Origin of the sequence: Marinomonas profundimaris, from assembly GCF_000508165.1 — a bacterium.
Lineage (GTDB): Bacteria > Pseudomonadota > Gammaproteobacteria > Pseudomonadales > Marinomonadaceae > Marinomonas > Marinomonas profundimaris.
Window position 1 is genome coordinate 21,001 of the sequence record NZ_AYOZ01000015.1, and the last position, 21,276, is coordinate 42,276.

21 protein-coding genes and 6 tRNA genes are annotated in these 21,276 nt (G+C 42.8%); 17 read left to right on the forward strand and 10 right to left on the reverse strand.

Translation table 11 applies throughout. The features are described from left to right. The first annotated feature begins 176 nt into the window (after window positions 1-176). From D104_RS28390 to D104_RS28455, 14 genes are all read left to right on the forward strand, one after another. Window positions 177-1,985, forward strand: coding sequence for a tetratricopeptide repeat protein (locus D104_RS28390; protein ID WP_024024059.1), 1,809 nt, complete (start codon window positions 177-179; stop codon window positions 1,983-1,985). Further along, entirely contained in the window at window positions 1,982-2,560 is a 579-nt protein-coding gene (gene lolB, locus D104_RS28395) for a lipoprotein insertase outer membrane protein LolB (protein WP_024024060.1), read from the forward strand. Before D104_RS28390 ends, lolB begins: the two co-directional genes overlap by 4 nt. Next, the gene (gene ispE / locus D104_RS28400; protein ID WP_031214835.1) at window positions 2,545-3,420 is read left to right on the forward strand and encodes a 4-(cytidine 5'-diphospho)-2-C-methyl-D-erythritol kinase; all 876 of its coding nucleotides are present in this window, start codon (window positions 2,545-2,547) and stop codon (window positions 3,418-3,420) included. Before lolB ends, ispE begins: the two co-directional genes overlap by 16 nt. A 70-nt stretch (window positions 3,421-3,490) precedes the next feature. Next, window positions 3,491-4,438 carry a ribose-phosphate diphosphokinase gene (locus D104_RS28405; protein ID WP_024024062.1) on the forward strand — a complete coding sequence of 316 codons (948 nt, stop codon included), beginning with the start codon at window positions 3,491-3,493 and terminating at the stop codon, window positions 4,436-4,438. Between the two features lie 69 nt (window positions 4,439-4,507). Continuing rightward, window positions 4,508-5,086 (forward strand): 50S ribosomal protein L25/general stress protein Ctc, encoded by a 579-nt coding sequence (locus D104_RS28410; RefSeq protein ID WP_024024063.1) that lies wholly within the window; start codon window positions 4,508-4,510, stop codon window positions 5,084-5,086. A gap of 21 nt (window positions 5,087-5,107) precedes the next feature. Continuing rightward, window positions 5,108-5,692 (forward strand): aminoacyl-tRNA hydrolase, encoded by a 585-nt coding sequence (gene pth / locus D104_RS28415; RefSeq protein WP_024024064.1) that lies wholly within the window; start codon window positions 5,108-5,110, stop codon window positions 5,690-5,692. 27 nt (window positions 5,693-5,719) lie between these two features. Further along, the gene (gene ychF / locus D104_RS28420; protein WP_024024065.1) at window positions 5,720-6,811 is read left to right on the forward strand and encodes a redox-regulated ATPase YchF; all 1,092 of its coding nucleotides are present in this window, start codon (window positions 5,720-5,722) and stop codon (window positions 6,809-6,811) included. 114 nt (window positions 6,812-6,925) lie between these two features. Beyond that, a tRNA-Gln gene (locus tag D104_RS28425) sits at window positions 6,926-7,000 on the forward strand. Between the two features lie 8 nt (window positions 7,001-7,008). Next, window positions 7,009-7,085, forward strand: a tRNA-Met gene (locus D104_RS28430). Window positions 7,086-7,096: 11 nt separating this feature from the next. Continuing rightward, window positions 7,097-7,171, forward strand: a tRNA-Gln gene (locus D104_RS28435). A 34-nt stretch (window positions 7,172-7,205) separates the two neighbouring features. Continuing rightward, window positions 7,206-7,282 (forward strand) — tRNA-Met (locus D104_RS28440). Window positions 7,283-7,296: 14 nt separating this feature from the next. Continuing rightward, window positions 7,297-7,363 (forward strand) — tRNA-Gln (locus D104_RS28445). A 20-nt stretch (window positions 7,364-7,383) separates the two neighbouring features. Next, window positions 7,384-7,458, forward strand: a tRNA-Gln gene (locus D104_RS28450). A 113-nt stretch (window positions 7,459-7,571) separates the two neighbouring features. Then, window positions 7,572-8,147: a TIGR04219 family outer membrane beta-barrel protein gene (locus tag D104_RS28455; RefSeq protein ID WP_024024066.1), complete on the forward strand. Its 576-nt coding sequence runs from the start codon at window positions 7,572-7,574 to the stop codon at window positions 8,145-8,147. 61 nt (window positions 8,148-8,208) lie between these two features. Here the strand turns inward: D104_RS28455 and clpB are convergent, their stop codons facing one another. The 3 genes from clpB to rluD all read right to left on the reverse strand — a co-directional run bounded on the left by clpB (window position 8,209) and on the right by rluD (window position 12,700). Continuing rightward, entirely contained in the window at window positions 8,209-10,791 is a 2,583-nt protein-coding gene (gene clpB, locus D104_RS28460; protein WP_024024067.1) for an ATP-dependent chaperone ClpB, read from the reverse strand. Window positions 10,792-10,916: 125 nt separating this feature from the next. After that, entirely contained in the window at window positions 10,917-11,660 is a 744-nt protein-coding gene (pgeF, locus tag D104_RS28465) for a peptidoglycan editing factor PgeF (protein ID WP_024024068.1), read from the reverse strand. Window positions 11,661-11,716: 56 nt separating this feature from the next. Then, a complete protein-coding gene (rluD, locus tag D104_RS28470) occupies window positions 11,717-12,700 on the reverse strand; it encodes a 23S rRNA pseudouridine(1911/1915/1917) synthase RluD (RefSeq protein ID WP_024024069.1) in 984 nt (327 codons plus the stop codon). Window positions 12,701-12,860: 160 nt separating this feature from the next. On the opposite strand from rluD, the gene D104_RS28475 reads away from it, so the two are divergent. After that, entirely contained in the window at window positions 12,861-13,703 is an 843-nt protein-coding gene (locus tag D104_RS28475) for an outer membrane protein assembly factor BamD (RefSeq protein ID WP_024024070.1), read from the forward strand. Between the two features lie 21 nt (window positions 13,704-13,724). Here the strand turns inward: D104_RS28475 and D104_RS28480 are convergent, their stop codons facing one another. After that, entirely contained in the window at window positions 13,725-14,393 is a 669-nt protein-coding gene (locus tag D104_RS28480; protein ID WP_024024071.1) for a glutathione S-transferase, read from the reverse strand. Between the two features lie 87 nt (window positions 14,394-14,480). Continuing rightward, window positions 14,481-14,693 (reverse strand): cold-shock protein, encoded by a 213-nt coding sequence (locus D104_RS28485; RefSeq protein ID WP_024024072.1) that lies wholly within the window; start codon window positions 14,691-14,693, stop codon window positions 14,481-14,483. A 454-nt stretch (window positions 14,694-15,147) separates the two neighbouring features. Here D104_RS28485 and D104_RS28490 point away from each other — a divergent pair, with 454 nt between their 5' ends. Both D104_RS28490 and D104_RS28495 read left to right on the forward strand, forming a co-directional pair. Beyond that, complete coding sequence (locus D104_RS28490) at window positions 15,148-16,359, forward strand: ammonium transporter (protein WP_024024073.1); 1,212 nt, start codon at window positions 15,148-15,150, stop codon at window positions 16,357-16,359. Window positions 16,360-16,487: 128 nt separating this feature from the next. Beyond that, a complete protein-coding gene (locus tag D104_RS28495) occupies window positions 16,488-16,946 on the forward strand; it encodes a tRNA-uridine aminocarboxypropyltransferase (protein ID WP_024024074.1) in 459 nt (152 codons plus the stop codon). Here the strand turns inward: D104_RS28495 and D104_RS28500 are convergent. The 5 genes from D104_RS28500 to D104_RS28520 all read right to left on the reverse strand — a co-directional run bounded on the left by D104_RS28500 (window position 16,936) and on the right by D104_RS28520 (window position 20,844). Then, entirely contained in the window at window positions 16,936-17,643 is a 708-nt protein-coding gene (locus D104_RS28500) for a fumarylacetoacetate hydrolase family protein (RefSeq protein WP_024024075.1), read from the reverse strand. The two genes, D104_RS28495 and D104_RS28500, sit on opposite strands and share 11 nt — an antisense overlap. Before the next feature lie 30 nt (window positions 17,644-17,673). Further along, window positions 17,674-18,312 (reverse strand): cupin domain-containing protein, encoded by a 639-nt coding sequence (locus D104_RS28505; RefSeq protein ID WP_024024076.1) that lies wholly within the window; start codon window positions 18,310-18,312, stop codon window positions 17,674-17,676. 257 nt (window positions 18,313-18,569) lie between these two features. Then, complete coding sequence (locus D104_RS28510; RefSeq protein ID WP_024024077.1) at window positions 18,570-19,478, reverse strand: porin; 909 nt, start codon at window positions 19,476-19,478, stop codon at window positions 18,570-18,572. Window positions 19,479-19,924: 446 nt separating this feature from the next. Beyond that, window positions 19,925-20,470: a DUF2058 domain-containing protein gene (locus D104_RS28515; RefSeq protein ID WP_024024078.1), complete on the reverse strand. Its 546-nt coding sequence runs from the start codon at window positions 20,468-20,470 to the stop codon at window positions 19,925-19,927. A gap of 164 nt (window positions 20,471-20,634) precedes the next feature. Continuing rightward, window positions 20,635-20,844: a cold-shock protein gene (locus tag D104_RS28520; protein ID WP_024024079.1), complete on the reverse strand. Its 210-nt coding sequence runs from the start codon at window positions 20,842-20,844 to the stop codon at window positions 20,635-20,637. Between the last annotated feature and the right edge of the window lie 432 nt (window positions 20,845-21,276).

Consider the following 21,276-nt stretch of genomic DNA (forward strand, 5'->3'; position numbering starts at 1 on the left):
GAGATTTAAGGTAATGACAGGAGCAAGCACCGCTCCAACACGACTCTTTACATAAAGAAGACACATTATACGAGAAATTAGCTTTTTTTCGCACCCCATATGATCAATAAAAGTAATAGGATTAGTTTATAGTTATGCCTGACATAAAGAGTTGTGAGCGATACCATAAGGGTTATATGAATTTAATACTGAGAAAACGCATGCCTTCCGCTTTAGGCAATACCCAAAAACAACAGAACAACAAGCCCTACACTAAAATGTCTTTGGCTCTACTGTCTATTCTGTGTTTACCGTTTTTAAGCGCCTGTAGTCATATTACGGCCCAAGCGGATATTGCGACTTTGAGCGATAAATCCCCTCAAGTAACAAGAATGTCCAATAGCAATATTGAAGCGCTACTAAACGCCGAATTCACCTTGCAAAGAGAAGGCCCAAATAAAGCATTCGAACCGTTTTATAAACTGGCCAGTCAATCAGGCAATGTCCCCCTAATTGAACGACTAACACACATTGCGGTCGTTTCTCAAAATCGTATGTACATCGAAAGAAGTGCCGATCTATGGCTGTCTGTTGTCCCAACATCAGAGCCCGCTTACTCACTCAAGCTGCAAATTCTCATTAAAGAGAATCGTGCTAACGACGTCGCGACCTTGCTAACCGATGCCATACAAAAAAACGTTTCTTTGCGCTTCCTGCCACTTTATCTTGAAGAAATTGTCCGTGACAGCGATCAGGTCAACACCATTGAAGAAGCAATTTCGGTCTTATCGCCGGAACCAAGAAGTAACCAATACATTCAATTAAGCCATGCTCATATTTTATTGCTTTCAGGAAAGTACCAAGCTGCTATCAGCACCTCTGAACGCCTTTTGGCGCAAGCCGATACTGAAAAAAGTGAAGCGCTTTACCTTATTCTCGCCTTTAGTCAAAAGAACCTCGGGGAATTTGATCACGCCATTTCAACCTTATCCACCGCATTGAAACATACTCCCAGAAACACAAGATTATTGACGCCTTTGATTGATTTTCTTGTTGAAAACAAACAGTCAAGTCATGCGGTTGAGGTGTATGAAAACACGAATTTAGACACCCCCGAAAAACTTCAGGTTGGCATCAACTTCATGCGTGTGTTGCTAGAGAACGAACAGCCGGCATTGGCCTTAGATATCGCTAAAGAACTCCCCAAAGAACAACTTGGCCTATCGGATCAAATTCAATACTTAAGCGCCATTGCGCAGGCGCAACTTGGAAAAAAAACAGACGCCCTTCAAACCATGTCAATGGTCGACGGAACATTGCGCGCCAATGCAACCAACCAAATGGCGTTATGGCTTTACGAGGAAGGCAAAGAAAACGACATTAACAACATGGTGCTCAGCCGAACGCTGCGTGAAAATATGCCGGAGCAGGTGGCTTCTATTTGCCGACTGCATGAAGAGAAAGGACACATAGAACTGTCATACGAGTTAATAGATCATGCTCTCATTACGCTTCCTGAGTCTGATATTTTACGTTACCGAAAAGCCCTGCTCGCAGAAACGTTGGGGAACTGGAAAACAACGGAAACAGAGCTGAAAACATTATTGCAAAAAGACCCAGACAACCCCCAGTACCTTAATGCGCTCGGCTATACCTTATTAACTCGCAGTAAACGCATTGATGAAGCGATGACCTATATAGAATCGGCGTATCAAAAAGCCGACAACGATCCTGCCATTATCGACAGTTTAGGGTGGGGTTTTTTCCTTAAAGGTGAATTAGAGCAGTCCACTTATTATTTAAAAAAAGCGTGGTCTATTCTCCCAGACGCAGAAATTGCCGCACATTACGGTGAATCTCTGTGGCAACAAAGATATTACGATGAAGCAATAGACGTCTGGAAAGCGGCACTAAAAACATCGCCAGAGACGCCGTTGCTACTTAATACAATAAAACGACTTTCACCGTCGCTGATAGACGAACTGGAACAGGAACAATCCGAATGAATTTTCGCATACTCTGCTTGGTGACATTAACCTCACTTATTAGCGCTTGTAGCACAACACCAAGAGGCCCTATCACGCCACCACCAACCAGCGTCAGCGCCATTTCTAAATGGGAAACATCTGGCCGAGTCGGAATACGAACACCAGAAGACGCTGTGTCCGGTAATTTTAACTGGCAAAAAGACCCAAAAACCTTCTCTCTGAATATTGTTGGTCCTTTTGGTCAAGGCGCCACTAAATTGAATAAATCAAAAGAAGGCATTGTCACCTTAGCCTATGAAGACACAGTGATAACAGGCACCAACCCTGCAACACTATTGCAACAAGAGCTCGGCTGGGAGTTTCCCGTCGAACAGGTATCGTATTGGATAAGAGGATTGCCTGACCCAAGTAGCGCATCACGAACCACCAACGATCCAGACAGCAACCTTCCGAGTGAAATTGAACAAGATGGTTGGTTGGTGACTTATACTAATTTCACAGAAATAGATGGCTTATCCTTACCGCAAAAAATGCAAGTCTCTAACCCACCATTTAAAGTAAACTTGATCATTAACCAATGGACCATTCAATAATCACCATGCAATTACCTTCTCCCGCTAAATTAAATTTATTTTTACACATCACAGGCCGACGAGAAGACGGTTACCATGAACTGCAAACGGTGTTTCAATTTATTGATTTATGTGACACGTTAGAATTTACGCTGACGCAAAATAACCACATCACTATTTCGCCAGTTATTGAGCAATTGCCAACCGAAGACAACCTCATATATAAAGCCGCAAAACTACTGCAACCCTACAAACAAAACAGTCACTTCGGCGTCGATATTACACTAGAAAAACAACTACCTATGGGTGGAGGGATTGGCGGCGGCAGCTCTAATGCTGCTACGACATTATTAGCATTAAACACCCTATGGGAATGCCATCTTTCATTAGAAAAATTGGCCGAGCTCAGTGTCCATTTAGGCGCTGACATCCCTGTTTTTGTGATGGGGTTTGCGGCTTTTGCAGAAGGCATTGGTGAGAAGCTGGAAAAAGTCACCTTAGATACGCCTTATTATTTGCTGATCAAGCCCAATTGCCATGTCTCAACTGGTCAAATTTTTACCGATAAGTATTTGACAAGAGACACCCCTCCGATCAAAATACCGCACGCCTTGAAGCTGGATGGGCATAACGACTGTTTAGAAGTAGTAAGAAAGCACAATCCCGACGTAAATGAAGCCTATTTGTGGCTTAAAAACCACGGTGATGCGAAATTAACTGGAACCGGGGCTTGTCTGTTCTTAGCATTTGAAAATTTGCAAGATGCTGAACGAGTTAAAGCATTTACACCACAAAAATGGCAAAGCTGGATTTGTCGTGGCTGTAACACTTCTCCTACTCATTACGCACTAAACCAGTGGATTAAGCAAAACAGGGATTAAGTACGCCAGACAAACACATCAAGTCCCTGGCCAGTCTATTTCATCGCTACAAAATACAAAGGTATACACAGTGTCCAAGTTGATGGTTTTTACCGGTAATGCAAATCCTGAACTCGCTCGCAGGGTGGTACGCCGTCTAGGGCTACCGATCGGCAATGCAACCGTAGGTAAGTTTAGTGACGGTGAGATTGCGGTCGAGATCAATGAAAATGTGCGCGGTAAAGACGTTTTTATTATCCAATCTACTTGTGCACCCAGCAATGACAACCTAATGGAACTGATTGTCATGGCAGACGCATTACGCAGAGCGTCAGCTACGCGTGTAACCGCTGTTATTCCTTATTTTGGTTATGCTCGCCAAGATCGTCGAGTACGTTCTGCTCGTGTACCCATTACAGCGAAAGTCGTCGCCGATATGATTTCTGCTGTTGGTATCAATCGCGTACTAACAGTCGACTTGCACGCAGACCAAATCCAAGGGTTCTTCGATATCCCTGTTGATAACGTTTATGCAACGCCATTATTACTTGACGATTTAAAACGCCAAGGCCATGAAAACATTACGGTGGTTTCTCCCGATGTTGGTGGTGTAGTTCGCGCTCGCGCCTTTGCAAAAATGCTCGATGATGCTGACCTAGCGATTATCGACAAACGTCGTCCACGTGCTAACGAAGCACAAATCATGCATTTGATCGGCGACGTAGCAGGTAAAACATGTGTATTAGTCGATGACATGTGTGATACCGGTGGCACATTATGTGCCGCGGCAAAAGCCTTAAAAGAACACGGCGCCGCAAAAGTGCTTGCATACTGTACTCACCCAGTACTGTCTGGCAAAGCGATTGAGAACATTACAAATTCCGTGCTTGATGAGTTGGTCGTGACTGATACCATCCCATTGACACAAGAGGCGCTTAATTGCCCTCAAATACGCCAATTGTCGATGTCTGACATTATGGCGGAGGCTGTTCGTCGTGTATGCAACGAAGAGTCTATCAGTGCCATGTTTGGGGCCTAAGCCAAACAATTACGCTCGGAGCGGGTCGCAGTTCTGGGCACAAACTATATTATTTATTAGGAAAATATCATGACATTATCTATTAATGCCGTAGCACGTAATGAAGAAGGTAAAGGTGCGAGCCGCCGCCTTCGTAACACTGGTCAAGTACCAGCGGTTATTTATGGTGGCGAAGTTGCTCCACAGTCTGTTTCTTTCAAAGACAATGAGCTACTTAAAGCAGTTGGAACACCAGGTTTCTTGACTGGTCTAGTTGAAGTATCTGTTGAAGGTAAAGCTGAAAAAGTTCTTGTTAAAGCACTACAGCGTCACCCAGCAACAGGTCTAGTTATGCACATGGACCTTCAGCGCGTACAAGAAGACAAAGCGATCACAACTCGTGTTCCTTTAAGCTTCATCAACGCTGCACAAAGTGAAGGTGTTAAGAGCCAAGGCGGTCGTTTGACTGTTGAATCTAAATTGGCTGAAGTACGTTGCCTACCAGCTAACCTACCTGAAGTATTGATCGTTGACGTAATCGAAGGTCAACTTGATCAAATCTTCCATTTATCTGATGTTATTCTGCCTGAAGGCGTTGAGTTGATTTCTTTGTTGAAAGGCGAAGATCACAACCAACCTATCGGCCGTATCGGTAAATCAAAACGTTAAGACACCATTGAAGGCAGTATTGTGGCAGGTTTCAAATTATTAGTAGGCTTGGGTAATCCAGGCAGCGAATACGAGAATACTCGCCACAATGCAGGCGCTCAGTGGATTGAGGCATTGGCTCGTCAGAGCCAATGCTCTCTTCGTTCTGAGAAAAAGTTTTCAGGCCAATTTGGCAAAGTTTCTATAGCTGGTGAAGAGTGCTACCTCCTTATTCCCACCACCTATATGAATTTAAGTGGCAAAGCCGTTCAGGCCGTTTGTCAATTCTACAAAATCCCTCCTGAAGAAGTCCTTGTTATACACGATGAGCTCGACATTCCTCCCGGCACCGTAAAATTGAAAAAAGGTGGTGGTCATGGTGGTCACAATGGACTAAAAGACATTATTGCTAAGCTTGCGAATAACCGAGACTTTGGCCGCCTAAGATTAGGCATTGGCCACCCAGGTCACGCAAGTCAAGTCGCCAATTACGTTCTTAAAAAAGCGTCTCCTGACGACTATGCAAAAATAGAACAAACAATCGACGAATCATTGCGCTATGTTGACGACATAGTAAAAGGCAACTTAAACCCTGTAATGAATCAACTTCACAGCTTCAAAGCGTAACAACTTAATTATTTTAGGAATCTCACTATGGGTTTTAATTGCGGCATCGTTGGGTTACCTAACGTCGGTAAATCAACTTTATTCAATGCGTTAACCAAAGCAGGTATTGGCGCGGAGAACTTTCCATTCTGTACAATCGAGCCAAATGCAGGCGTTGTTGCCATGCCAGACCCTCGCTTGGATGCGCTTGCTGAGATAGTGAAGCCTGAACGCGTTTTGGCAACGACGATGGAGTTTGTTGACATTGCCGGCCTTGTAGAAGGCGCTTCAAAAGGCGAAGGCCTTGGTAACAAGTTTCTTGCTAATATCCGCGAAACAGACGCCATTGCTCACGTTGTTCGCTGCTTTGAAGACGAAAACGTTATTCACGTTTCAAATCACGTCAACCCAAAACTAGACATTGAAGTCATCAATTTAGAGTTGATCTTTGCCGATATCGAGTCTATCGACAAGCAAATTTTCCGTACTGGAAAAAATGCAAAGAGTGGTAACAAAGAAGCCATTGCCCACAAAGCTTTTTTAGAAAAAATCAAGGCCCATCTTGAAGACGGCCTTCCTGTTCGCTCACTAGAAATGTCAGAAGATCAGCAAAAAGAAGTGCGTCAACTGCACCTTTTGACAACAAAACCAACGATGTACATTGCCAACGTAGCGGAAGACGGTTTCGAGAATAACCCTTACTTGGATCAAGTGCGTGAAATAGCCGCTGCAGAGGGCGCAATGCTTGTTCCCATCTGCAACCAGCTTGAAGCGGAAATCTCTGAGCTAGACACAGAAGAGATGCAAGAGTTTCTTGATGAAATGGGCATGGCAGAACCCGGTCTTGATCGAGTCATCCGCGCAGGATACGAGCTTCTAGGCCTTCAGACCTACTTTACAGCAGGCGTCAAAGAAGTACGTGCTTGGACAGTAAAACAAGGCGCAACAGGCCCACAGGCCGCTGGTGTGATCCATACAGACTTTGAAAAAGGTTTTATCCGCGCCGAAGTGGTTGGCTATAATGATTTTATCCAATATAAGGGCGAAAGTGGCGCAAAAGAAGCAGGAAAATGGCGCTTGGAAGGTAAGGACTACATCGTAAAAGACGGCGATGTCATGCATTTCCGTTTTAATGTTTAGCTCATTATTAAAAGTTTTAAGAAAAACACTTGACCCATTAACCGGTTATATGAATAATATCGCGCCACAGAGGCAGTAGATCATTTTATGTAAGCGGCTTTTGTGTCAGTCTGTTGGGGTATAGCCAAGCGGTAAGGCAACAGGTTTTGATCCTGTCATGCTTAGGTTCGAATCCTTCTACCCCAGCCAACAGACAAGGCTATGTAGCTCAGTTGGTTAGAGCACATCACTCATAATGATGGGGTCACTAGTTCGAATCTAGTCATAGCCACCAAAATTCGATATTGGGGTATAGCCAAGCGGTAAGGCAACAGGTTTTGATCCTGTCATGCGGAGGTTCGAATCCTTCTCCCCCAGCCATCGATATACGTTATAAGCGTCAAGATACAATTTAGGCTATGTAGCTCAGTTGGTTAGAGCACATCACTCATAATGATGGGGTCACTAGTTCGAATCTAGTCATAGCCACCAAAATTCGATATTGGGGTATAGCCAAGCGGTAAGGCAACAGGTTTTGATCCTGTCATGCGGAGGTTCGAATCCTTCTCACCAGCACAAAGAAAATCAGTTATTGGGGTATAGCCAAGCGGTAAGGCAACAGGTTTTGATCCTGTCATGCGTAGGTTCGAATCCTTCTACCCCAGCCATCTTTTAAAAATCTTCACAATATTTCACACCCCCTCCTTATTTCATTGGTTTTTGTTTCTCTTCAAACTATAATTAGACAAAATTTATCTTACTTGATATATGGATACTAATTATGAAATCAGCTCTTTTACTTTCAACTGCTTTGCTTGCCAGTGCTGCTCATGCAGACGTACTTGGCCTAACCGCTGAAGCCGGAACGTTCGCTGTCAATGATGGAGATGATTTTAACTCTTACTACGGTATCGCAGTAGAGCACCCAATCCCTCTAATCCCAAACGTTCGCTTACAACATCAAGCTCTAGAACAAAAAGACAAAGCGGACCTTAGCTTTAATGACTACACGCTATACTATGAGTTTCTAGATGGCCTATTGTGGTTGGATCTAGATGCTGGTGTTACATTCCGTAAGATTTCCGATGCGGGCAACTCCGATATCGATGGTACTTACCCATTAGTTTATGTATCCGCTTATGTTAGTTTCCCTGGCACAGCCCTATCTATTGGCGGTGAAGTAAAAAATGGCGGCGGTAGCGATGCAGACATTAGCGACACAACGTTCAAAATCAAATACCAGCCTTTAATTTTCGCAGGTATAGAAGCTGGTTACCGTACGATGACTGAAGATTTTTCATCCGCAGGTAAATACGAACCTAAAGGCGCCTTCATTGGTGTTTTTGTAGACTTCTAAGCAAAAACCAAAAAAATCCCTGAATACTGTGTATTCAGGGATTTTTTATATCTTCAAAGCACTAGCTCGCTTTGGAAAAACCGATCACACCATCCACAACATCTGCGCGAATATGATCTCCAGTCGCAAAATTACCCGCTAGTAACTCATTAGCCAGTGGATTTTCTATCCACTTCTGTATCGCTCGCTTCAGTGGACGAGCACCATAAACAGGATCGTATCCTATCTCGACCAACTGATCTGCAGCCGCATCGGTTAACGTTAACGACATTCCCATCTCTGACAATCTTTCATTTAGGTTCGCCAACTGTACGGTTGCAATACCTTTGACTTGAGATTTCATCAAAGGATGGAACACAACGGTTTCATCAATTCGGTTGATGAATTCCGGACGGAAATGCATCCCCACCACTTCCATCACTTTCGATTTGATTTCTTCATATTGGTCTGCTGATTTATAGTCCTGAATCAAATCTGATCCCAAGTTCGATGTCATTACAATAACCGTGTTTCTAAAGTCCACTGTGCGGCCTTGACCGTCTGTTAATCGACCATCATCCAACACTTGCAAGAGAATGTTAAAAACATCAGGATGCGCTTTCTCAACTTCATCAAGCAATAACACAGAATAAGGTCGACGTCTGACCGCTTCGGTCAAATAGCCCCCCTCTTCATAGCCAACGTATCCTGGTGGCGCTCCGATCAAACGAGCCACTGAATGCTTTTCCATAAACTCGGACATATCGACCCGAACCATGGCCTGCTCAGTGTCAAACAGAAATTTCGCTAATGACTTACAAAGCTCCGTTTTCCCCACACCAGTAGGCCCTAAGAAAAGGAAGGAGCCATTAGGTCGGTTTGGATCAGCTAATCCAGATCGAGAACGCCTAACCGCATTAGAAACCGCTGACACAGCCTCATTCTGCCCCATAACAGATTCATGCAGCGCTTCCTCCATTCGTAGCAGCTTATCACGCTCACCTTCTAGCATTTTATCGACCGGAATACCTGTCCAGCGAGAGACTACCGTCGCAATCTCCTCTTCCGTTACGCGTCTTTTCAATAACTGAGTTTCTGTATTTTCTTCCGCTTGACTGGCTTTTTCTATTTCTGTTTCCAGCATGGGAATCACGCCATATTGAAGCTCAGACATTTTGGCCAAATTACCACTACGGCGAGCCTCTTCCATTTCGTGACGAACACTTTCTAATTCTTCTTTTAACTTTTGAGCCCCTTGAACAGCGGCTTTTTCTGCGTTCCAGATTTCTTCTAAATCCGAAAACTGTTTTTGTAAACTCTCAATTTCGCCATCCAACTCAGCCAATCGAAGCTTAGACGCCTTATCTTTTTCTTTCTTAAGCGCTTCTCTTTCAATTTTTAATTGAATCAAGCGACGCTCCAAACGGTCCATGTCTTCTGGTTTAGAGTCCATTTCCATCCGAATACGACTCGCAGCCTCATCAATCAGATCAATCGCCTTATCCGGTAATTGTCTATCAGTGATATAGCGCTGAGACAATTTGGCCGCTGCAATAATTGCAGAATCGGTAATATCCACACCATGATGCACTTCGTAACGCTCTTTCAAGCCCCTCAAAATGGCAATGGAATCCAATACCGTAGGCTCTTCCACTAACACTTTTTGAAAACGTCGCTCCAACGCAGCGTCTTTCTCAATGTACTGACGATATTCATTTAAGGTCGTCGCACCAACACAATGTAGTTCTCCGCGCGCCAATGCAGGCTTAAGCATGTTACCAGCGTCCATTGAACCTTCCGACTTACCCGCCCCCACCATGGTATGAATTTCATCGATGAACAAAATAATCTGACCTTCCTGCTTTGATAACTCATTCAGCAAGGCTTTTAGACGCTCTTCAAACTCTCCTCGATATTTCGCACCAGCAATCAAGGCCGCCATATCAAGCGATAAAACGCGTTTGTTTTTTAGACCCTCAGGCACTTCACCATTAATGATTCGCTGCGCCAAGCCCTCAACGATTGCGGTCTTACCCACGCCCGGCTCACCAATTAGTACCGGATTATTTTTACGGCGACGCTGTAAAACCTGGATAGTACGACGAATCTCATCATCTCGACCAATCACAGGATCTAACTTACCTTCAGCTGCCCTAGCAGTAAGGTCAACCGTGTACTTATCTAATGTCTGACGACTTTCTTCGGCATCAGGGTCATTAATAGAGTCCCCACCTCGAATGTTATCAATAACCGCCGCAATATCAGCTTTTGTCACGCCACTCGCTTTCAGGCTTTTTGCAAGGTCGTCTTTGCCGTCGAACATCGCCATCAAGACCAATTCAGAAGAAATAAACTGATCTTTTCGCTTCTGGGCTTCTTTGTCCGCCAAATTCATTAATCGACCGAGCTCTGGCGACATTTGAACATTCCCATCATGATCCTGAACCTCAGGAAGACGAGACAATAACTCATTTAGACTGTCACGGAATTTGGCGACAGGAATACCTGACTGCTGCAAAATCGGACGTGTGCTACCACCTTGCTGATCCAGCAACGCGATCATTAAATGCAATGGCTCGATATAAGAATGATCCTGCCCAAGAGCAACGGACTGAGCATCGGAAAGCGCCAACTGCAATTTACTGGTTAAACGATCTATACGCATGATCTGACATCCTTTGAAAAAAATAAGAGGAAATACATCAACTGATTACTTAATAGCATTGAAAAATACGTTTTCAAGAGTGAGGTGTCATTTTTTTGACACTCATCAATAAAACAACGAACAATCTACTCATCAATCCAAATAACCGATGCCATTCGGCCCGTTTTACCCTCTCGACGATAGGAATAAAAACGCGTCTCGTCCGAAAAAGTACAATAATCGCCACCATAAATCTGAGTCACACCCGCAGTGCATAACCGCTGCTTGGCCAGCAAATATAAATCCCCCAGCCATTTGTCCGTCGCTGGCACTGATTTAAACGCATCTCGCGCATTCGGATGGATCGCCATAAACGCCGCCCTCACTTCGCCTCCTACTTCAAAAGCAGAAGCCCCAATAGCAGGCCCAAACCACACCATTACCTGACTCTTGTCCTCAAATTTGGCTAATGTTGTCTCTAAAATACCAGCGCACAAACCTCGCCAACCCGCATGCGCAACGGCGACCTGCGTGCCCGATGCGTTACAAAAAAACACGGGCAAACAATCCGCGGTTAAAACCGCACACACTTGACTCAACGTTTCAGAGAACGCCGCATCAGCGCTTTCAGGTAAGGACTCAGAAGGCAGCGTCACAACATCCGTTCCATGCACCTGATTTAACCAAACAGCGGAATCAGGCATGCCAGTTTTGGCTGTAAATATATGGCGGTTCTGATTGACTGAAACAGGATCATCCTGAACATGAAGACCTAAATTAAGGCTATCGAACGGCGGACTGCTGACCCCACCAATACGAGTAGAGACATAAGCACAAATTTTAGAAGGCGCCGGCCAGTTAGGCCGAATAAACGAAGAAGAGGAAGACATCAGTATCTCCATACAGACAAGCAAACAGTAAAAAGGCAGCCGAAGCTGCCTTATTTTTAGAAGTATTCTGAGTCGTTACTACCAGATTCCAACATATCGGTTCTAAGGGCGTCTAATAGTTGCTTCATATCTTCGGGCAAATCAACCTCCCATTCCATCCACTCACCCGTAACAGGGTGAGCCAATTCCAACCTTTTGGCGTGCAATGCTTGTCGGCGGAAATTACGCAGTTGATCTTGCAACTCTGGTGAGCAGGCTTTCGGCATTTTTAGACGGCCGCCGTATTGAGGGTCGCCAACCAATGGGTATTGAATAAAGGCCATGTGCACTCGAATCTGATGAGTACGACCAGTTTCCAACTTCAATCGGATATGCGTGTGATTTTTAAAACGCTCGACCAATCGATAATGCGTCACGGCATCTTTTCCATGCACAGGCTCAACGGCTTGTTTTTGACGATTGTGTGGATGACGACCAATTGGCTCATCAACCTCACCACCGCCCGTCATAACACCAATCGAAATGGCTTCGTATTCACGTCCCATACTGCGCTCTTGCAGCTGAGAGACTAAATCCGTCTGCGCGATTAGCGTTTTCGCCACCACCATCAAACCCGTTGTCTCTTTATCCAAACGATGCACTATGCCGGCGCGCGGTATATGAGCGGTTTCTGGTGCATGATGAAGAATGGCATTCATTAAAGTGCCGTCGCGGTTCCCCACTGCTGGGTGCACAACCAAACCGGCTGGTTTGTTCACGATGATAATATCGTCATCTTCATAAACGATGTCGAGCGCCATTTCCTGCGCTTCGTGGTCTTCTTGAGCTTCGATTACGATATCCAATGATACCGTCTCGCCGCCAAACAGTTTCTCTTTCGCTTTGGTGGCTTTTCCATCGACTCTTAAAACACCTTCTTTGATCCAACTTTGGATTCGCGAACGTGAATAATCGCCAAACAACTCGGTGGCGATCTGATCAAATCGGTTACCGCCCAAATCGAACGGAACTTGGGCTTCTTTTACTATGCGCTCTGCCATACAATGTACTTTAGTCTGTTGTTTTCAGTTCATTGATTTTATCATTGAGTCTGAAAGTGAAAAAACGTGTAGCGCCTTGCACTTCATCATCTTTCGCAATATAACGCTACAAAATGCCGATTGAGGCTAATCTACTACCATATCAAGGTTTTGATTATACATGGGATTTCATCACTCGTTGCTCCGATTCTCTGGAATAGTAAGTTTTTCTTTATTCATTGTTGCTTGTTCGAGCAAACAAATACAAGAACCAGACCTGCCTGAACGCGCCTATTACGATAAAGCTCAGCAAGCACTGGAAGAAAATCTACCGTCCACCGCCATTAAACACCTAAAAGATTTGGACTCTCGCTATCCATTTGGCGAGTTCAGCGCACGTGCAGAGCTGGATTTAATCTATGCTCAAATCGAAGCGGGCGATTTCATCGCTGCTCATGCAACTGCTGAACGGTTCGTCAAAAATCGCCCTGAACACGACTCAGTCGATTACGCATACTATATGCGTGCTCTTTCTACCTACAAAGGGGCGGAAAGCCTAATGTCTCGTTACTTGAATCTCGATCCTAGTGAACGAGATTCCAAGGAGCTATCAAAAGCATTCAATGAACTTGCAGACTTCACTTCGCGCTACCCAAACAGCGCTTATGCACCAGACGCAAAAGCGCGCATGTATTATTTGCGCGAAATGGTGTCCCGTCACGAACTGCAAGTAGCCCACTATTACTTAAAACGCAAAGCCCCACTTTCTGCATTGCGCCGCAGCCAAGAAGTGATTCAGCACTACCCAAGCACGCACTCTGTAGAAGAAGCGCTCGCCATTTCAGTCCAATCTTACAACGATTTAGAACAGACTGATTTAGCACAAACCAACCTTGCGGTGTTAAAACAAAGCTTTCCAAACTCTACTTATCTAGACAATGACGGAAACTTCATTCCTCTTAAGCTTCCAAATGATGCTGACCCTGGTTTCTTGTACTGGGTGACATTTGGCCTAATCGATTAATATTCTAAACACTCAAGCAGCTTAGGAAGCAGGAAACAGAATTTCTTTTTGCCTTGGTTCCCAAGCTGTATATTTAGCCATCACAACCGTTTTAAACACCTCAGACTCTAAAAATCCAGCCAGCCAAGTTTTAATATTATTGTATTCAGAATGATCAAACCACGCTTGATCGACCGCAGCAAATTGACGCACAAATGGGAATACAGCAATATCGGCAATACTCGCTGTGTTACCGAATAAAAAAACCTTTTTTGCTAAACGTGCATCCAACCGCCGCAAAAACACCTCACCTTTATTTCGATAATACCGCTCGCTAAACTCAGGATGACGATCCGCGTATTTATAACGATCAAGCCAGCACTTGAAAAAATGATCGTTGTATTTTATCCATGCTTTAATATTATGCTGCGTCTTAACTTGAGACGACCACAGGCTGTCTTTGAGGGGATTGTCAGCAGCGCGTGAAATCGCCCAAAAGATAATATCTAAACTTTCTGGATACCTAGAGCCATCGACATCGATAAGCTGAGGCACACTGGAGCGGCCTCCTAACGATAACAACTCCTCGGGTTTTGACTTGAGAATGACTTCTCTTAGCGACACATATACACCCAACACAGCAATAACGTATCTTGCTCTAATGGCATAAGGACAACGCCTAAACGAATACAGAACTGGTAACACATTCATCTCCGATATTCTTAAATATACAAATTATACGCATAAAAAAACCACACTTTGTAAAGCATGGTTTTTTATAAAGACTCAGAGGCTCAACTATACAATAGTGACATTCTCAGCCTGAGGACCTTTCTGCCCATCAGTCACTTCAAACGTTACTTTTTGACCTTCTTGCAAAGTACGACGACCATTTCCATTTATTGAACGAAAATGAACAAAAACATCTGCCCCACCGTCACGCTCAATAAAGCCAAATCCTTTCTCGTCATTAAACCACTTAACAATACCTGAAACTAACTGACCTGACATAACAACCTCATTTTATATGCTGCTCTTACATGAGCAATCTTTTAACTACGCTAAAAGCAATTAGACCTTAAGCAACGACATTATGTTAAGCGTATTAAAAATATATTGACCTTAATAAATACACCAACCACTCGATAGTATGTTGTTAAAAAAAAAATAGAAAGCCAATAGAAACTGAGTATTGTTAAAAAAGGTAATGATTAATATTTGATCACCAGAAATCAGAGTAACGCCTAAAACACCGCCCTCCAGCTCCTCTAAAAAACCAAAACAGTGCGTTACAGAAAAATGAAAAACACAAAAAGCACCAAAAAAACGCACAAGTGGAATAATAATTGCTTAACCAAGAAAGAAATCAAAATAAAGAGAATAAAAACACAATTAAGCCCAAATAAAGTGCACCGAAAAGAAAAATCAAACCATTACGGTGCAACAACAACATCAGGAGCCACCCGTGACACCCACAAACAGTGCAGTTGAAATGCTCGTTTCCAGCTCAAATACTCTTTTTATACTTCTTGGCGCCATTATGGTGTTTGCGATGCATGCAGGTTTTGCTTTTTTAGAAGTCGGAACCGTACGCCATAAAAACCAAGTCAATGCACTCGTGAAAATCATGACAGATTTTGCGATATCCGCTTTGGTTTATTTCTTTGTTGGTTATCAAATAGCCTACGGTATTAATTTTTTTGAAAGTGCGGCGACCTTATCTCAAGAAAATGGCTACGCGTTAGTCAAATTCTTTTTTCTAATGACGTTTGCCGCAGCAATACCTGCCATCATTTCTGGCGGCGTGGCTGAGCGAGCAAAATTTTACCCAATGCTCATATCCGCTGCTGTCATTGTGGGTGTTGCGTACCCATTTTTTGAAGGCATTGTATGGAATGGCAATTACGGTTTTCAAAATTGGCTTGAAACACAATATGGCGCGCCTTTTCATGATTTTGCCGGTTCGGTTGTGGTTCATGCTTTTGGTGGTTGGGTTGCACTGGCCGCAGTCATCTTACTTGGCACACGGAATGGTCGTTTCAGACATGGAAAACTCGTTGCTTTTGCGCCATCCAATATTCCTTTTCTCGCATTAGGCGCCTGGATCCTTTGCATAGGCTGGTTTGGTTTTAATGTTATGTCTGCGCAAACTCTGGATGGCATTAGTGGTTTAGTGGCTGTGAACTCTTTAATGGCCATGGTGGGAGGTATCATAGCCGCTATGATCTTTGGCAAAAACGACCCTGGTTTTATTCATAACGGACCATTAGCAGGACTCGTTGCGATCTGTGCAGGGTCAGATATCATGCACCCTATTGGCGCCTTAACGACCGGTGCTATTGCGGGTGTCATTTTTACCGTCTTATTCACCCACATCCAACAAAAACTCAAACACACAGATGACGTTCTCGGCGTATGGCCTTTACATGGTGTTTGTGGTGCTTGGGGTGGCATAGCTGCCGGTATTTTCGGGTCCGAAACATTTGGTGGACTCGGAGGCGTTAGCGTCATGTCTCAGCTAATAGGAAGTTTAAGCGGCATTGTTGTTGCAACTTTATCAGGGGTTATTGTCTACGGCGCTGTAAAAGCAATCAGCGGTTTACGCCTGAGTGAAGAAGATGAGTTTAACGGCGCCGATTTGTCTATTCACAAAATCGGCTCTATTGGTAAAGAATAAACCGTAGACCGAATAGAAGAAATAATCAAAAGCCTAAGGATGATCTCTTGATTTACCTTAGGCTTTTTTATTTTCGACATGTACGAAAATTAAGTAGAATACACACTTTATTAAAGTGAACCTATTCTATGAAAATTTGGCTGCTAACACACAGCGAAGAACTCAAAAAGACAACAGGAACTGGGAAATTGATAAAGCAGTCACTTGGAAACGATTGTGAAATAATTGAATGGTCGAGAGTGGCGCAAAATAACTCAGTAGCTACACTTCCACTCGACAAGACCTTACTTATCTACCTTTGTGAGAACGAAAAGCAAAAGTACACTAGCGAAAGCTCATTAACGATTGAAAACATCGTCATCATTGATGGTACATGGCAACAAGCACGAAAAATGTACAATCAATCGCCTTACCTAAAACGCTTCAAACATTATGAGATAGTAGGCTTGACGTCTGTCTATAGCAAACGACGAAACCAAAAAAATATTGGACTATGTACCGCAGAAGTTGCCATTCATTTGCTCAGTAAATACAAACACCCAGCCACTTCCACCTTACAAAGCGCCTTTTACGAGTTTAATCAGTAACACGGACACAAATTTCACCAAGATGCTCAACCCAAGCCACCATGTCATCACCAACAATCACAGCACCAACGTTCTCAGGGGTTCCCGTCATGATCACATCACCCGCCCTTAACTCAAAAACATCAGATAATTTACAAATCACCTCTTCAATAGACCAGGTTAAATTTGAAACGCGACTCAATTGCTTAACCTCACCATTCACCTTTAAGCCAATTTCCGCCTCTCTGACCTTAGCAGTAAGCTTTTTACTCTTAATCAAAATGGGACTTATTGGCGCAGACTGGTCGAATGATTTCCCAACCTCCCAAGGACGTCCTTTTTTCTTAGCTTGTGCCTGAAGATCACGTCTGGTCATATCCAAACCAACAGCATAACCTAAAATAGAATCCGCAGCTTGCTCCTGTGTTAGGTGACGACCACCTTTACCAATAGCAACAACCAACTCAACTTCGTATTCAAACTGTGATGACGCCATAGGGTAAGAAATAGCAGTAACGGCAGAAAAATTAGCAGGAACAACACTGGAAGAGTCTTTCGCAAAAAAGAACGGAGGGTCTCTTTCTGGGTCATCCCCCATTTCTTTTGAGTGTTCAGCATAGTTACGACCAACACAATACACTCGACCGACAGGGAACACCTCGTCACTATCAACTATAGGTAGGTAGACACGCTTTTGTTCCGGTACAATATTCTTCACAATAACCTCAATCTAAATAATGATCTGAATTTAGAAATGGCCTGATTTTAACCAGATAAAACATTCTGATTTTACATGCCACTTATCCAATGAAAACGCGGGCTCACGCAACCAAACCCCCTCGGGCATTTCAATATCGCCATATCGTGCATGACCAGAGATTATAAATAACTCAACCGAAGCAGACATGTCTAGCTGGCTTAATATATCGTCACTATTTTGAATACGAATAAGCCAAACTTGCTCAGCCCCATATTGATAAAGCGGCAATACTTCTGAATGCTCAGAAGACCAAATAGAAGGCGTATTGATAGATACTTGGTTTAAATCTGACGCTTGAAATTGGTGAAGTTTTACAAGCAAAAAACAACCATCAAGACTATGAGGTGCATGACTGCTACCCGGAGGGTTCCTAAAATAACTGCCCGCTTTGAAATCCCCTTTTTGATCTGAAAAAATACCTTTTAGAACAAGTATTTCTTCACCTAATGGATGAGGGTGAGGACGAAATACAGAACCAGCTTCATACTGCACTAAACTCGTCGCATGACCCCGCTCAGCCTCTTCTCTTGCCAATGGCTTTCTATAAACACCAGACATAGGGCTGGCAATCCAATCGACCTGATTCGTATCCACATAAACTGCCTCAGAAAAATTCATATTGAACATAGTTGGCCGCCAAATCTAAATGATAAATTAGTTTAACGTTTTGATTAAATAACAATCAAGCCATTGATTAAAATCAAAAGACAAAGTAAATGAATAAAAAAAGGCACCAGATGTTGCCATCTGATGCCAAAATGTTCCAACAATCCGCCTACAAGAGAAGAAATATGGAACCTTGAATGATCTTGCTTAACATAAGGCTCCTACCCTATTAACAGGTTAGGAGCCTTAGAGTAAATAAAATCATCTAGGAGAAGATCTTAGAAACCGTAGTAAACACCAACAGCTGTTTGGTCATCTTCTGACGCTGTAAATTGACCAACTTCAGCATAAACATACACATTTGAAGCTAGGTTGTAAGTAACACCTACACCATACTCATTGAAGTCGTCTGAAGAGTCCGGATCAACATTTTCATATGAAGCATACACATCACCACTTCCATAACCGTAACGAGCGGCTAAACCTAGGATGTCTTGAGTATCTTCAGTCGTTTCATACTTACCAGTAACGGACAAGTTAGCCATAGGCATTACAGTAACAGCTAAACCTGTAGTCGCTTTAGGATCTGTTGATGTGTTTTCACGAGCATCATAACCCAACGCAACAGACACAAGGTCAGTTGAATATTTAACAACTGCCATTACAGATGTACCATCTGTGTTAGATGCAGCCAATTCGCTACCATCACCTTTTACCTGAGCTGCTACTTGCACCTCGAATCCGCTCATGGAAGGAGAGAAATAGGCAACAGTATCGCCTTCAGTAGTTTTGTCAGCACTTGTAAAGCTAACATTCTCAAACTGATCAACAGAGTCCTGAATAGCGTTATTATAAATAGTATCAAACGAACCAACTTGCACCTTACCAAAGCTGCCTTTTAAGCCAACGAATGCTTGGTCAAGACCGACACTCACATCTCCAGTCTTCTGGTCCGCATCAGCTTCAAGTTCATACTTGAAGAAAGCCGTTAGATCATTATTGATTTTTGTTTCACCTTTCAAACCAATGGTTGAGCCATTATCTGCAAAGTCACTTCCAGCATCAGCGTCTGTGTATGCGTACTGGATATTACCGTAAACATCAACAGTTGAACCTTCAGCAGCCTGAACGGATACAGAAGCAAGTGCAGCACTTGACACAGCAATAGCAATAATCGATTTTTTCATTCTCGTTTCCCTTTTTAATGTTTAGCTTTTTCTTGTAGGCGCTTGATATGTGCAAGCAACAGTCAAACAATCTAAACATTCCTCAGAAATAGACAAGTAGATGCAAGCTACTTGCATAAAGTATTCGCTATCGATGCTTTTTTGATGAAATATATCATTCAAAAAGGATTTTGAATGCAGAATGAATACCTTAGATAAAATCTAAAACTTATTATTTATCATGTAGTTATAAAAATAATAGTGAGAATATTGGGCTGTCAATGTGCACATGGAATCTAATTTTTGACACTTTTAAGCACAAAAATTGAAAACTTTCCGTCAGGATACAAAGAAATATCTATGAAAAAGTCAGATTTGAAGATGAAAAATAAAATCTAGAAGAGGAAAAACTGCGCGGAAATTAGAATAGAGGGTAAAAAACCCTCATATCACTTTAGATAAGACAGTTACCACATTAAATCATCAGGTATTTGAAAGTCTGCATAAGGATCATCATCAATGCTTTCTACGCGATTATTACAAACAAGCACGTATGATGAGTCTCGCTCATTAATCTTTACCGCAACAGGCTCAGGAAGAAGCTCATACTGCAAATCAAGCTTTACAATCGCTAAGCGACCTCGACTCAAGTCATCATGCATAGACTGGCTAATATACAGCTGCTTAACTTTTTTGTTATCTGTGAAATGATAGGCAATATCACCATTTTCTTTTCGAATACGGTTTTGCTCTATCATCTGACGAATCTGCCCCTGGATGGCTTTTTGCTCAACAATCTTTTGACGTTCAAGGTTTAAAGCCCGATCTTTCTCAACCTTCTCTTCTTTTTGGCGCTTCAACTCCTCAAGACGTGCATCTTGATCCGTAGCATCTGCTTTGCCTTTTTTCACTTTCTGCTTATGCTGCAAGCTTTCTGCTTTTAATTTTTTAACTTTCTTCTTATCAACAAGCCCAACGCCTAACAACTGCTCTTGTAAAGATTTAGCAGCCATAGAAAATCACCTCTCTCATATTTCATCCAAACACAATTTATAAGATCAAACCTACCATGGAAGCACCTTGAGAAAATAAGCCTGACCTATAAAAACAAAAAAAGCGACTTTAAAAGTCGCTTTTTAGTATTCGCACTGCTGAGAGAATCCTCAGCAACGTTACCTTATAAAGGTGTAACGTTTTGAGCTTCAGGGCCTTTTTTGCCTTGAGCTACTTGGAATTCAACTTTTTGGCCTTCAGCCAAAGTTTTGAAACCAGAAGTGTTGATTGCAGAGAAATGAACGAAAACGTCAGGACCTGAATCTTGAGTGATAAAACCGAAACCTTTAGTTTCGTTGAAAAATTTTACTGTACCAGTTACTACGTCAGACATGTCTGTTATCCTGTAGGTTAAGTTAATTTATACGTAGATGTTAATCATCTAACGTTATAGTGCTAAAAAAACTCGGTATTACTTATGACTTAACAGGACCGAACATACTAACGTATTATTCGCAACTCTGGACATAAATATTGCCAACTCTTTTAAACGAAATTGATTGTAGACTGCTTTAAGCCATCAGGTCAATCATGTTTTGAAAAAAATATTAAAAAGCGTCAGCAGTACAAAGGAGTCGTAGAGATTTCAATCAATAACTCAAGCTATTAAACGCGACTTTACTTTTCATGAAGATAGAGCCTTAACAGCATAGGAAAAAACGTATTTTTCTTCGGTGTATAAACAGATCCGCTAACTTCTTTCCAACACGTTCCCAAGCGTTTTTATCAGCCCCTTATTATCAGCCACTTATTTCAGACGTAAAAA

Excerpts from the sequence above, each read along its gene's own strand:
- D104_RS28390 (WP_024024059.1), top strand. The coding sequence starts at position 177 with ATGAATTTAATACTGAGAAAACGCATGCCTTCCGCTTTAGGCAATACC.
- lolB (WP_024024060.1), top strand. The coding sequence starts at position 1,982 with ATGAATTTTCGCATACTCTGCTTGGTGACATTAACCTCACTTATTAGC.
- ispE (WP_031214835.1), top strand. The coding sequence starts at position 2,545 with ATGGACCATTCAATAATCACCATGCAATTACCTTCTCCCGCTAAATTA.
- D104_RS28410 (WP_024024063.1), top strand. The coding sequence starts at position 4,508 with ATGACATTATCTATTAATGCCGTAGCACGTAATGAAGAAGGTAAAGGT.
- ychF (WP_024024065.1), top strand. The coding sequence starts at position 5,720 with ATGGGTTTTAATTGCGGCATCGTTGGGTTACCTAACGTCGGTAAATCA.
- D104_RS28455 (WP_024024066.1), top strand. The coding sequence starts at position 7,572 with ATGAAATCAGCTCTTTTACTTTCAACTGCTTTGCTTGCCAGTGCTGCT.
- clpB (WP_024024067.1), bottom strand. The coding sequence starts at position 10,791 with ATGCGTATAGATCGTTTAACCAGTAAATTGCAGTTGGCGCTTTCCGAT.
- pgeF (WP_024024068.1), bottom strand. The coding sequence starts at position 11,660 with ATGTCTTCCTCTTCTTCGTTTATTCGGCCTAACTGGCCGGCGCCTTCT.
- rluD (WP_024024069.1), bottom strand. The coding sequence starts at position 12,700 with ATGGCAGAGCGCATAGTAAAAGAAGCCCAAGTTCCGTTCGATTTGGGC.
- D104_RS28475 (WP_024024070.1), top strand. The coding sequence starts at position 12,861 with ATGGGATTTCATCACTCGTTGCTCCGATTCTCTGGAATAGTAAGTTTT.
- D104_RS28480 (WP_024024071.1), bottom strand. The coding sequence starts at position 14,393 with ATGAATGTGTTACCAGTTCTGTATTCGTTTAGGCGTTGTCCTTATGCC.
- D104_RS28485 (WP_024024072.1), bottom strand. The coding sequence starts at position 14,693 with ATGTCAGGTCAGTTAGTTTCAGGTATTGTTAAGTGGTTTAATGACGAG.
- D104_RS28495 (WP_024024074.1), top strand. The coding sequence starts at position 16,488 with ATGAAAATTTGGCTGCTAACACACAGCGAAGAACTCAAAAAGACAACA.
- D104_RS28505 (WP_024024076.1), bottom strand. The coding sequence starts at position 18,312 with ATGTTCAATATGAATTTTTCTGAGGCAGTTTATGTGGATACGAATCAG.
- D104_RS28510 (WP_024024077.1), bottom strand. The coding sequence starts at position 19,478 with ATGAAAAAATCGATTATTGCTATTGCTGTGTCAAGTGCTGCACTTGCT.
- D104_RS28515 (WP_024024078.1), bottom strand. The coding sequence starts at position 20,470 with ATGGCTGCTAAATCTTTACAAGAGCAGTTGTTAGGCGTTGGGCTTGTT.
- D104_RS28520 (WP_024024079.1), bottom strand. The coding sequence starts at position 20,844 with ATGTCTGACGTAGTAACTGGTACAGTAAAATTTTTCAACGAAACTAAA.